Annotated in this window: 7 protein-coding genes and 2 rRNA genes (1 of these 9 running past the window's edge); 4 read left to right on the top strand and 5 right to left on the bottom strand. The window is 32.3% G+C overall.

The genetic code is table 11. From position 1 onward, the window contains the following. Together H0I29_RS12190 and rrf are read left to right on the top strand one after the other, a co-directional pair. A 23S ribosomal RNA gene (locus tag H0I29_RS12190) occupies positions 1-700 on the top strand (it extends 2,185 nt beyond the left edge of the window). A 107-nt stretch (positions 701-807) separates the two neighbouring features. Beyond that, positions 808-917: ribosomal RNA gene (gene rrf / locus H0I29_RS12195) — 5S ribosomal RNA — on the top strand. Between the two features lie 1,019 nt (positions 918-1,936). On the opposite strand, the gene H0I29_RS12200 is transcribed toward rrf, so the two are convergent. The 4 genes from H0I29_RS12200 to H0I29_RS12215 all read right to left on the bottom strand — a co-directional run bounded on the left by H0I29_RS12200 (position 1,937) and on the right by H0I29_RS12215 (position 10,607). Next, on the bottom strand, positions 1,937-2,803 hold the full coding sequence (locus H0I29_RS12200) for a hypothetical protein (protein ID WP_218752552.1): 867 nt from the start codon (positions 2,801-2,803) through the stop codon (positions 1,937-1,939). Between the two features lie 32 nt (positions 2,804-2,835). Beyond that, positions 2,836-4,707 carry a SusD/RagB family nutrient-binding outer membrane lipoprotein gene (locus tag H0I29_RS12205; protein WP_218752553.1) on the bottom strand — a complete coding sequence of 624 codons (1,872 nt, stop codon included), beginning with the start codon at positions 4,705-4,707 and terminating at the stop codon, positions 2,836-2,838. Positions 4,708-4,713: 6 nt separating this feature from the next. Continuing rightward, entirely contained in the window at positions 4,714-7,716 is a 3,003-nt protein-coding gene (locus H0I29_RS12210; protein WP_218752555.1) for a SusC/RagA family TonB-linked outer membrane protein, read from the bottom strand. 887 nt (positions 7,717-8,603) lie between these two features. Further along, a complete protein-coding gene (locus tag H0I29_RS12215; protein ID WP_218752556.1) occupies positions 8,604-10,607 on the bottom strand; it encodes a BCCT family transporter in 2,004 nt (667 codons plus the stop codon). A 545-nt stretch (positions 10,608-11,152) separates the two neighbouring features. On the opposite strand from H0I29_RS12215, the gene porQ reads away from it, so the two are divergent. Both porQ and cmk read left to right on the top strand, forming a co-directional pair. Continuing rightward, entirely contained in the window at positions 11,153-12,175 is a 1,023-nt protein-coding gene (gene porQ / locus H0I29_RS12220) for a type IX secretion system protein PorQ (RefSeq protein WP_218752557.1), read from the top strand. A gap of 1 nt (position 12,176) precedes the next feature. After that, positions 12,177-12,869, top strand: a complete 693-nt coding sequence (gene cmk / locus H0I29_RS12225; protein ID WP_218752558.1) for a (d)CMP kinase — start codon at positions 12,177-12,179, stop codon at positions 12,867-12,869. Positions 12,870-13,075: 206 nt separating this feature from the next. Here the strand turns inward: cmk and H0I29_RS12230 are convergent, their stop codons facing one another. Next, complete coding sequence (locus tag H0I29_RS12230) at positions 13,076-13,705, bottom strand: 7-carboxy-7-deazaguanine synthase QueE (protein WP_208888786.1); 630 nt, start codon at positions 13,703-13,705, stop codon at positions 13,076-13,078. Positions 13,706-13,799 lie beyond the last annotated feature (94 nt).

A 13,799-nucleotide genomic window follows, 5' to 3' on the forward strand; every position in this document is an offset into this window, starting at 1 on the left:
CCACCCTTTGCTTATCTAGAGTCTAACTCAGAGATGAGGACAGTGCTTGGTGGGTAGTTTGACTGGGGTGGTCGCCTCCAAAAGAGTAACGGAGGCTTCTAAAGGTACCCTCAGTACGCTTGGTAACCGTACGTAGAGTGCAATGGCATAAGGGTGCTTGACTGAGAGACATACAGGTCGATCAGGTTGGAAACAAGAGCATAGTGATCCGGTGGTTCCGCATGGAAGGGCCATCGCTCAAAGGATAAAAGGTACTCCGGGGATAACAGGCTGATCTCCCCCAAGAGCTCATATCGACGGGGGGGTTTGGCACCTCGATGTCGGCTCGTCACATCCTGGGGCTGGAGAAGGTCCCAAGGGTTGGGCTGTTCGCCCATTAAAGTGGCACGCGAGCTGGGTTCAGAACGTCGTGAGACAGTTCGGTCTCTATCTGCTGTGGGCGTTAGAAATTTGCGTGGATCTGACTCTAGTACGAGAGGACCGAGTTGGACTGACCTCTAGTGTACCTGTTGTTTCGCCAGAAGCATAGCAGGGTAGCTACGTCGGGAAGGGATAAGCGCTGAAAGCATATAAGCGCGAAACCCACCACAAGATGAGATTTCTTTAAAGGGTCGTTGGAGATTACAACGTTGATAGGTCATAGGTGTAAAGGCAGTAATGTCATAGCCAAGTGATACTAATAACCCATAGACTTATGTACGCTTCCCGCCGAAAGGCGGGAGCAGAACCTCTTTATTTATTAGACGATTTAGATATTATTTTACCATATGTTAACTTATACAGTTAAAATTATTTAGCTGAAAATTTTAGGGTGGTTATAGCATTGGGGCTCACCTCTTCCCATCTCGAACAGAGAAGTTAAGCCCAATCGCGCCGATGGTACTGCATTTATGTGGGAGAGTAGGTCGCCGCCTTTCTTTAATCTTGAATATTCAAGATCCTAAACCTCAATTCTTATGAATTGAGGTTTTTTTTTGTAATAAACTCAAAGGTTTGTTATGGTCTTGTAATCTATGAATTACATAAAATCATCTAACTTATCATTTGATGGTAGGAAAAATCTCATACTCTTGATCATACACTACTTTATATTGTTAGGTGATTCCTTACAAAAGGTCGAAATGACAAACTGGTGGTATAATATGTTAATCCGTGTCTGTACGCGTTACAAACGAGCACTAGCCTCGGAAATACTTATTGTTATTTTATCAATCTGAATTTACTTCAATTTCTTTGTTGCATTAAGTTTATGCAAGGCGAGATGCTGAATCAAGTTCAGCATGACAAATTTTTATTCTCTCTTGATAATTTTTTTTGACTTTCTGTGGTTTATTCTGCTAATCTTTGACGATACTGTTACAAACAATGGGAGCCTTTAATTAGTAATTGTTATTTTATCAACCGGAATTTCTTTCAAAGTTTTATAATTTTGACATTAAGTAAGCACAGGTGCTCATATAAGTTGAGTTTTACAAGGTATCGTTTTTTAGTTCCCCTTTGCTTTGATTTAATATTGATATCTATTTTCGTTTAAAGTCTCTTATTGAAGTTAATTCAAAATAGATTATCCTTTTATGATTTTAGGATTTTTTTAAAAAGGTACAACTGACAAATTATTTTAAACAAATTTGTAATTTCTAAATAATAATAAGTCTTTTGATATTTATAAGACGTTAGTCAGAAATGTTCATTAATTACTATCTATTTTTTTATATAACTGAATGTTTTGCGTGAAGGATAGTAACAAAAAGCCCACAGTGAGGTACGAGCGAGGACTTGTAGTGTATAGCCTGACCATGCTTTTTTCATGGGCACGCCCTTAATTAGATTCACTTTTGCTTATATTGTCTTAAATAATTTATATAAGCATAAAAAGAATAAAGCCAGTTCTAAAGTAAATTAGAACTGGCTTTAATTTATACAAATTTGAAATTATTTACAATGCAGTATATTGATATACTCTACCGTAATAAGATGAGTTACCTACGCGGTATCTAGAAAGAATATGTTGTCTATAACTGCCAACATAACCTGTCCAATAATCACTATAATCATTCAAACTCCATCTAAAAACTTGTAGGCTACCTTGATCAGATCCATCATCTCCAATTACTCTAATACGGTAATAATTATACCCATAACCAGAAGATATTTCTATTCGTTTATTTACTGTTACTGGTTCCCATCCAGTTGCTTCTCCAAATAATACTGGTTCTCCAACATTAAACCATTCACTTCTTTCTCCGGTATCGTTATCTAAAATATATTGATATTGGTATTGAAGTCTTAGAGTAGTAGGTACTCCTGGTGTTTCATAAAGGGAATTATGAAATTTAATCCATGTTGTTTCACCTGTGTTTTCTGTTGTTATTTTTGGATATTCTCCATAATCTACTATAGTTGGATCTTTATCAAAATCATGCACAATTAGAGTCGTTTTTCCTGCAGGCATTTCAATATTCTTGTCATACACTAATGTTAAATCATCTACAGCTCCTATATATAGTTTTAGATTTATTAATCCAGATTCTGTAGTATAAAATTTACCACCCGTAGCAGATCTAGGTATAAAGCTATTAATAGGTAATGAATAAGTTTCATTGCTTAATAACTCATCATTTAATTCTATCCTATTTATGGTGCTAGCGGTTCCACTTGCAAGGGGAACTACATAATGTATTTGGAATTGTGCTGTTGTTTCTGTATCAATTTCTGTTGTGTCATATTCTACAACGTGTTCTTCACAAGCTGTAATTAAAAATGCACAAACTAGAAAGAGTCCTATTTTAGTTATATTTTTCATGTTTTTTAGATTTCTTAAGTTGAACATATACTTTATTGAGGTAAATCTCCTGGATAGACAAACCACGGAATAGACGTGTGATAATTCTCTGCTGTTCCCGATATAGGTTTAAGTATCTCTAAAGAAGGTATATTCCACATATATTCTGAATTAAATCGAGGTCTTATTCGGTAACTTGGTGAACCTTCATTTTGTGTATAATAAGATCCTTTTCTACCTTCCACTTGCGCAGGTGCTAAATAAAAACCTTTGTATACTTTAGTATCGTCTGTGTCTTTTTTCTGATCTACTAGTCCGTGTATAAAACCATTACCTGTGCTAGGAACATCTCCTGTATAGTCAATATCATAATTATATTTACGCATATCAACCCAAGCTTCTGAAGCTCCCCATGGATATAAAGAAACCCATTTTTGCATCATAATATGTGACAATGTAAATTCGTTTAATGGTAGTGCTCCTGCATAAGGTCCGTTTAAGTATTCTGATGCAAGTGAATTAAAAACACTTGTTGTAATTTTGTCACCTCCACTAGCACTTCCTTCACTTCCTGTACTTATATAACGAGCTGTTGTTTGCATATCTGCACTAACCCCTCTTTTGAAGGCTTCAAAAGCATCTGTTTTTTGACCCAACTTCCAATAGGTTTCTGCTAAACAAAATTGAATTTCAGAGTACGTGGTTAATATATATGGAGCATCATCTCTATAAATCCATCTACCAGTACCATCATGAACTGTACCTTGGTATTGAGAAGATAAGGTTCTACCGTAAAATGATGGAGCTTGTCCTATAGGTCCTGTACTACCTGTAAAAGAACCTCCATAATATTGATACGCTTTTATACTGTCTGTATTATTTAAATTTAAATATGTTGGGTTACTTTCTGTAGCCAATTTAACAGCAACTCTAGGATCATAATGACCTAATTCATTTGTTAACGTATCAGTTATAATTTGTTTATCCGCAAGTTCAACCGGATGATAATAGTTTGTCGTATTTATAATATGAATTTTATCTCCTGTTGCATCCTCATATTTAGGAACTGTACCTGTAAATACTTGTACTGCATAATCATGTTGAAAATAGCTGTAACTTAAATTACCTCTTGCCGTTCCCCAAAAATTATTATAGCTACTATATGGTGCAGATTGTGATCCACCACCTACAGAAACAGTAGCGTCATCACTAGGACTTTGGAAAGATTTACCAGCTGCATTAATTAATTCTTGAGCGTATGTTCCTGAAAAGTCTGATTTATTACTTAAAGAAGCTAAGTTACGGACAATAATGGCGTATGAAAATTTCTTCCACATTTCTTTATCACCACCATAAATAAAATCATTATTAGTTAATTTATCACCATACGATTGATCGTCAGTTTTTTCTAACATTTCAATTGCTTCATAAGCCCATTCACGAACTTGGGTGTAGACATCTTTTTGATAATCATAATCATGCTGTAGTAAACTAGGTACAAATGCATCATTCATTGGTACTTCTCCATGAACTTTTGTCAATAAATCCCAACTGTAAGCTTTCATTGCTAAACCAATTCCAGCTAAAGTCCAATCTTCTGCTTCTATAGATTGATTGATTAAGTTTTCTAGATTTTGACCTTGACTCCAATAAGTCATTCTCCAAATTTCTCCTCCAGCATCGCTCCCTAAATTATAGTAATTGCTAGCAAAACTGGTGTAACTACTTGTACCCATCATTTGTGTCATCGGAGCAATTGCTCTTAGATCATAATAAATACCTTGATATTGTTGGGTAATTCCTGCTAGGTATAAATATCCTTCTACTTCAGCAGGTGCATCTATATTATTATTTACATCAAGATATTCTTCACAGCTAGTAAAACTGAAAAAAGCTATAAGTATGTATATTAATTTATTTTTCATGATTTTTTAATTTAAGGTTAAACTGATTCCTACTGAATAGCTACGTGGATTTGGAATAGACCAAATATCAATACCTTCACCACCAGTACCTCCTGCAGCTGCTGAAACTGAGTTCCCCACAGCATCAATACCAGAATAATTTGTCCAAGTAAATAAGTCGTTTGCTACAAAATATAGGTTTACTTGAGAAAAAAGTTTAGATTTATTAAGTAAATCTTCATCTAGACGGTAAGAAAAACGTAATTCTTGCATACGTAAATAGTTTACATCTTTTTCTAGCCAATCTTCGTCTCCTCCTGTAAATATAGAAGAACCATACATACTATAATCTACTGCTATTGTATTTTGAGTTGGGTTAGCTGAATTCTCATTACCATCTTGAATAACACCATTAAATATTTGTGGACCACTTTCTCTTAAATCTACTGATTCCCAACTATTCCCTCTATACATCATATCTCGTTTTGTTCCATTTACAACAGTAGCTCCTAGACGTCCTGCAAATAAACTAGATAATCTAAAGTTTTTATATTTAAAACTAGTACTCATTCCAAAACGTAATTTTGGTTCTCTGTCTCCAATAATAGACCATTCACTAGCGGTGATAGGCAATCCTGTAGTTGGACTAATTAATATATCACCATTATCATTACGTTCGTAAGCTCTACCTGTTATAGTTGAAATTGATTCACCTTGCATAATACCATTTCGTATGTTTCCAGAAGTCCAAGTATAGGCATTATAGTATTCCGTTACATTTTCTGGCAGAGAAACAACTTCTGAAGTTCCTTGAGATCCATTGATACCAAAATTCCAAGTAAAGTCATTATTTCTTATAATATCAACATCAATATTTGCTTCCCATCCTTTTGTTTTAAATGTACCTACATTTAATGTGTTTAATACAAATCCTGTTGCATAACTTAATCTAAAACCTCTTACTATCTGATCTGAATTTTCCGTTGTAAAATAGGTAAAACTTGTTTTTACTCTATTTTTAAACAAACCTAAGTCTATACCAATTTCATTTGCAGTTGTAATTTCTGGTTTAAGTTCTGGGTTAGGACCTGTATAACCATATTTGAACCCCCCACCTGTTAAATTAGTTTTTTCTAATTGTGGGTCTATTTGTAAAGGACTTGCATCTTTACCAACTTGAGCCCATGAACCACGTAGCTTAAAATGATTTATAGTTTCATTATCCTTTAAGAAATCTAAATCAGATACAATTAAAGCTCCTTCTACAGCAGGATAGAAATAACTGTTGTTTTCTACAGGCAATGTAGATGACCAGTCATTTCTAGCTCTTAATGTTATAAAAGCTAAATTATTATATCCAAATTCAAACGAACCAGAAATTCCTTGTACTCGTCTTTTGGTATTTCTTTGGCTAGATGTTTGTGTTAAAGGGTCTGTGTTGTTGATAGATTGAAAATCTGTTGCAATAAAATTACTACCATAACTACTAGTTCTTGTTACTCCATTCTCTACTTGGTGATATCCTAATTGACCTGAAAATGAAAATTTGTCATCAAAATATGTATTACTATAACCACCAAGTATATTAATGGTCGGATCAGAAAAATTTGACTGAGTTATGTTATAACTACCTTCACCAGCATTATCATACGCATAATAAGGATGCGTAGATGTTACATAGGTTTGCATACCTACATCCCATCCAACTTGTGCCCTAACAAAAGTGTTTTTCATTGGCGTCATATTCAAAGAAATATTACTGATAAATCTATCTGATTCATCATAATACTTATTATTATTCATTCCAAAAAGAGGATTTAATAAATCTACATCAAGGTAATAATCAGGTGTTCTCATATGACTACCGTCTTCAGCAAGATAATTGCTCATATCATCTACTCTAGGCCATAACATAGCACGATATAACGGACCTGAAGTACCTGTTCTAACCTTGTTGTTTTCTGTATTAGTATATTGCAAAGCTCCTTCAAAAGTTAACCAGTCTGTAACTTCTGCTTTACCAGATAAACTTAAATTAGTTCTCTTGTATTTAGTAGTTTTTACAACACCAGTTTCGTTTAATTGAGAAAAACTACCACGAATAGTTGCTTTATCAGATCCTCCGTCTACAGAAACATTGTATCGTTGTTGAACGCCTGTTTGAAGTATTGCATCAAGATTGTCATAAATTTTTGTGTCTTCAGGATACAACCCTCCAAATTTACTTGTGTAATAGTAGTTTGTTGTCCCTTTAGCTCCGTTAGAATATTTGTCTTGCATTTCTGGATAACCATAAGCATTACTAAATTTTAGAAAATTACTAAATCGAACAGTTCCTTTACCAGAAGTACCTTTTTTAGTGGTAATAATAATTGCTCCGTTAGATGCATCTGAACCGTATAATGCCGCAGCACCAGCTCCTTTTAAAATTGTTATAGATTCAACATCATCAGGGTTAAAATCGTTACCTCTAGAAGAAAAGTCCATGTCACGTACAGAAAATTCTCCACCAGCCATTCCGCTCGGATCAAAAGTAGAATTGTTCATAGGAATACCATCCACTACATAAAGCGGTTGATTATTACCCGATATAGAGGTAATGTTTCTAAGAACCACATTGGTAGAGGCACCAGGATTTCCACTTGTAGACCCTACATTAAGACCAGCAACTCGACCTGCTAATGCGGTAATAAAATTTTCTCTACCAGAATCTTCAATCGTTTTTCCATCAACATGCTGAACTGAAGAACCGATACTACGTTTTACACGTTTTAAACCGAATTCTGCAGTTATAACAACTTCACCAAGAACAGAAGTGTCTTCTTCTAAAACGACCTTGGCAGTTGTGCTATTAACAACAACTTCTTTTTTTTGAAAACCAATAGAAGAGAAAACTAGCGTTTTACCTTTTGCAACTGATATGTTATAATTTCCATAAAAATCAGTAGACGTTCCTTTATTACTACCTTTAATTACAATAGTAACCCCTGGTAAAGGCGTATCAATTTTATCAACAACGGTACCTTTCACAACTATGTTTTGTGAAAATAGTACGGAAAATGAAGTTGTAAAAAAAACCAGAAGTGTTACTTTAATTTTTTTAGTCATAGTTATTATTATTGATTAGTTAAGACAAACTTAACAATTTATTACAATAATCTTGCATTTTATTTATTTTTTTTGCGTCATTTTTGCGTTTTTACTGCATTTTTATAGTTGGTTAGTGTTGCTTTATTGCAGTATTTTATTTTTATTATATCTAAATATAAAGTATTGTTAATTTTACATACTTGTTTTTGTGAATAATATTCATGATTGTTTATAATTGCATTTAGATAAAAAAATATTTTTTTTTCTCTTTTCTTAAATATTCAATTTGATGGGGAAGAAGTATATTATTTTTTTACTATTTCAAGTTTTTCGAAATAAGTAGAATATCATATAGTAAATATTTCTTTTAGAAGGTGGTGATTGTTAAAGCGGAAAATTGATGTCGTTAATAAACATTTTAAAAATGGAGTTTTTTATTATTTTCTAGTAAACAGAATATTCCTTTTTTACTTATAAAAGCAAATATGTTACTTAACATTGTTATTACTTAGATAAAACTAGTGTTAAATAAGGTTATATTTAAATACTCAGCTTTTATACCGTGGTCTTAGAATAAAAAAAAGTATTCCTAAAGCTAGATTTTTTATTTTCTTAAACTTATGATAGCCGAATACATACAGAGAGTTCTCTTGTAAAATCATCAATTTTAAACACTTATCAGATATCTTTTAATAAGGTGTTATTGATCATTACTCACAAAACCTTTGAATGGTTTCGTAAGTAGTAGTCATTGTTATGTTGATATTATTGTTTTGACTTCGTTTTTTAGAGATCTATTTGTTTTAAAGGATGAACATCGGACTGATTTATTTTTTATTTGCATTACTACTAATAAACATTTCGTTTTTTTCTTCGGAAATAATAGCTAAAAGCCTTTCGTAATGTTTGAGGACATCAGAAATTAGTTCATCTTTAGTAAAAAGACGTACGTCATATCCTTTTCTGTAATCACCAAAATAAGTTATAGGAAGGTAGGAACAATCTTCTTCAAATCCTCCAAGGTTGTCTTCATCAATTAAGTATTGAGAAACTAATTTTGATTGATTTTTTACGCCATATACAAAATTATTAACGACATCATACTTAATTTCAATTTCTACGCTTTTGGGTTTGTCGGAAAAATGAACAGTTGCTTCAATTCCATTATTTACAAATTCTTGGTGTAGTTCTTTAAAGGCAGGTTTAACCGTGTTTTCAATAAATTCATCAACAGATTTTTGGTCATCGTATGAAATAATTTGTTTTAAACGTTCTTTCCAAAATAAACCAGACCAAGGGGTTACTTGAAAATCACGTTTGTAATAATCATTATCTATAGCGAGTGCTTTTACAAGGCTCACAACAAATAAAAGAATAATTATAGAAAACGGTAGTGCTGTAATAAGTGTCATGCTTTGTAAGGCTTCAAGCCCTCCAGCGTTTAATAAAAATAGGGCTAGAATAGCAAGTAGAATTCCCCATCCTGCAGTTTGCCATTTAGGAGAATTTTGTGAGTTCTTACTAGAGATACTATTCATTACAAACATACCTGAGTCTGCAGATGTTACAAAGAAAATAAGAATGATAGAAATAGCTAATAAACTAATTACTTTAGTGAATGGTAGGTATTCTAAAAAATTAAACATCAAGGCATCAGGATTACTAGATAATTCACTAAGTAGACCATTTGCGACATTAATATCAAACCAAATAGCGCTATTTCCGAATACAGACACCCAAATAAAATTGAATAATGTTGGTATGATTAATACTGCCGAAATGAATTCTCGTATAGTTCTTCCTTTTGATATTTTAGCAATAAAAAGTCCAACATAAGGAGACCAAGAAATCCACCACGCCCAGTAAAGTATGGTCCAATCGTAAAACCAAGGCAGTGTTTCTTCTTCATAAATATGTGTATTAAATGTTAGTTTAAAAAAGTTATGAATATAACTACCCATTCCTTCGGTAAAACTGCTTATTATATAAACAGTTGGTCCAAGAAATAAAACAAATAATAATAAAATAACAACACTAATAATATTAATATTACTCAGTATTTTAACACCTTTATCTACGCCGGTTACAGCAGAAAAAATGGAAATAGAAACCAATACACCTACTATTATAATCTGATAGATAAAACTACTCTCGGGTACTATGTTTAGGGTTTCTAATCCAGAATTGATTTGAACAACACCAAAACCAAGTGTGGTTGTTATTCCAAAAAAGGTACTGCAAAGAGCGAATACATCAATTGCGTTTCCCCATTTTCCTTTAACCTTATCTTTTAGTATTGGGTATAAACAGCTTCGTAATGAAAGTGGAAGTTTGTATCGATATGCGAAGTAGGATAATGATAGTCCTACAGTACCATAAATAGCCCAAGCATGAATTCCCCAATGGAAAAAAGTATATAATTGAGCATTTTTTGCAGGACTAATGGTACTGTTGCCCATTAATACTTCATTGGAGTAATGCTGCATAGGTTCTGCTACACTAAAATACATCAACCCAATTCCCATACCAGCGGAAAATAGCATTGAAACCCATGAAAAGAAAGAATAGTCTGGCTTGCTATCGTTACTTCCTAGCTTAATATTTCCGTACTTACTAAACATTAAATAAACCAAGAAAATAACAAATATTGTAACACACCAAACGTATACCCAATTAAAGTTAACAAATATGAAGTTTTTAACCTTATTCAGGAGGGTTTCTGTAAAATCAGGAAAAATAGCAGAAATTAGACAAATGGAGATTATAAAAATTAGACTAGGTATAGTTACGCCTTTATCTAAAGTGGTTTTGGTTCTAAAAGAATTACTCATATTGTAGTTTTCGTAAAATATTTAGGTTAATTAATTTAGTGTTCTGTTTAATACTGTTTTCAAAAGGTAAAATTTAATGTGCAGTGAAGATAAAGCTTAAAGACAAAGCTTATAAGAAAAAATAAAAGCAGAAAAACAGTTGCATCCACAAAATTACAATAAAAATAATCAATAGAAAGGATTTCGATAGCCAATGGCCTTTGTAGCTAATAAAGTGTAGTTAATTTTCTTAGCCTTAAACCTTTAATTTAATATGTATTCAGAACAAGTAGAAGATTCAATTTTATACTTTTTGAAGTACCTTTTTAAGAAAAAACCATGTATAATTGTATTCTTAGGAAATAGATGGTAGGAACTTAATAGCTTTTATATGTCTGTTGAGTATCAATATTAATTATTCAGAAAATATAAATATATTTCATGAATAATATTCAGGATTATCTTATAATGACATTTAAATGAAAATATTTTATAGTTTTAAATAGTAATTTTTATGATGCTACTACGTTATAAAGTATATTTGTAAATTGAAACTAAATTAGTTAATGATAAAATTATTTTTTATTTCTATTTTATTTTTTTCTATCTCCTTAACTGCTCAAGTTGGAGGAGGAGAAGTGTATCAGTTTTTAAATATTTCTACTTCTGCGAGACAAGTAGCTTTAGGTGGTGAGGTTTTAACGCTTTTAGATGATGTAAACCAGCCAATTTGGAATCCTTCTGTGATAAGTGTTGAGATTGATAATAAATTATCTGCAAATTACACGAGTTACTTAGCCGGTATAAACATTGGTTCTTTAGCATTTGCAAAAACGATTTCTAGAAGGTTTGGAACGATACATGGAAGTATTAAATATATAGATTATGGTTCTTTAATAGGAGCTGATGAGGAAGGAAATGAAACAGGTAATTTTAATGCAAGTGATATTGCCGTTTCAGCTGGGTATGCTCTAAATATACCAAGATCAAATTTTTTTATTGGAGCCAACATAAGGTTTATCAACTCTAATATTGATAGTTATAGCTCTGTTGGTGTTTCTGCAGATTTAGCAATTTTATATAATAGCCCTTATAAACCATATACATTTACTTTAGTTGCTAGAAATTTTGGTACTCAAATACAAACATATAATGGTGTAAAAGAAAAAATGCCCTTTAAAGTAGCTTTAGGAGGTTCTTATAAATTAGAACACGTACCTTTAAAATGGTATGCGACTATAGATAATTTACAAAAATGGGATATCTCTGTAGCTAATCCGTCTGATCAAACAACCGATTTAGAAGGTAATATTACTAATGAAGACGTAGGTTTTTTAGGAAATACTTTTAGACATTTTGTTATAGGAGGTGAATTGTTTCCAGAGAGTTTGATTAATCTAAGATTGGGCTATAATTTTAGAAGAGCAGCTGAATTAAAATTACAAAACGCTAGAACTTTTAGTGGTTTCTCTTATGGATTTGGAATTCAAATGAACAGATTAAAGTTCAATTATGCGTATTCTAAATTTCATTCTGCAGCAAATGCAAGTACTTTTAGTTTATTAATAGATTTAGATAGTAGAAGGTAATATGAATAAAAAAATTATAATAGCTATTGATGGTTTTTCATCAACAGGAAAAAGTACCATTGCTAAATTAGTAGCAAAAAAGTACAATTATATTTATGTAGATACAGGTGCAATGTATAGAGCAGTTACCTTATTTGCTATGAACAATAATTTTGTGAGTAAAACTCATTTAGATGAAAAAGGACTTATTTTAAATTTAAAACATATTTCTCTTACATTTCAGTTTAATGAAGATTTAGGTTTTGCTGAAATGTTTTTAAACGCTGATAATGTAGAAAAAGAGATTAGAACTTTAGCAGTTTCTCAATTAGTTAGTAAAGTTGCAGCGATTTCTGAAGTAAGAAAAAAGTTAGTAGCAGAACAGCAACTAATGGGAAAAAACAGCGGTATTGTTATGGACGGTAGAGATATTGGTACAGTTGTTTTTCCGGATGCCGAATTAAAGTTATTTATGACCGCTTCTGCAGATAAGAGAGCTAATAGACGCTATAAAGAATTGATTGATAGAGGTGATAAAGTAGATTTTAAAGACATACTTTTTAATGTAGAAGAAAGAGATAGGATAGATTCTACCAGAAAAGATTCTCCTTTAATGAAAGCAAAAGACGCTATTGAGTTTGATAATTCTGATATGGGAATTAACGAACAGTTTGATCGTATTTGTTCTATAGTAGATAGAAGAATCGAAGATTAGTGTTTAAAGCTTACAAATAGTCTAGGCCCCCTGATTGAAGCATATGTTTGAATTCTTTTTAACTGTCAGTTAGATTGAATTTCTAAAGAATGAACAAATTTGTGTAGAGAACTAGCAATAAAAAAAGCGAGTGTCTTTCGACTACGCTTAAGATAAACTCCTCGCAGGGAGAGTAGTTCCTAATAAAAGTATAAAATACCTGAATATTATGGAATATTCAGGTATTTATGTGTTTGTAAAGAAATTTTCCACTTTGGATTTTTCATAACATAATCTACAATTTCTGCAGTCATCTTTTCTTTTTTACTCCATTCTGGCTGTAAATAAAGTTGACATTTAGCACCAACCTTAGCGGCTTCTTGCTCAGCAAAATCAAAATCAGATTTGTTATGAATAATCATTTTTAATTCATCTGCTTCAGGATAACATTCGGCTAAAGGCATTTTTGTTTTCTTAGGCGAAAGGCAAAACCAATTCCATTTACCCGAAAAAGAATACGCTCCAGAAGTTTCTATATGCGTTCTAATATTGTTTTTCTGAAGGTTTTCTGTAATATAATCCATAGACCACATTAAAGGCTCTCCACCAGTTATAACAACGGTATTCGCATATTTTTTAACGTTGTCTACAATAGTATCTGCTAAAGTAGGTGGGTGCAATTCTGCGTTCCAACTTTCTTTAACATCACACCAATGGCAACCCACATCGCAACCACCAACTCTAATAAAATAAGCGGCAGTACCTGTATGAGCACCTTCTCCTTGTATGGTATAGAACTCTTCCATTAACGGAAGCATTATTCCTTTATCTACTAAATCTTTTGTATTTTTATCCATCTTCATTAAAATCTACCTAAAAGGTTTTAAGGGTGCAAAGGTAGTTTTTTGTATATCAACAATAAAAGGAATAATAAATTAATTGTAAAGTGTT

Source organism: Polaribacter sp. R2A056_3_33 (genome assembly GCF_019278485.1).
In the GTDB taxonomy this organism is placed as follows: domain Bacteria; phylum Bacteroidota; class Bacteroidia; order Flavobacteriales; family Flavobacteriaceae; genus Polaribacter.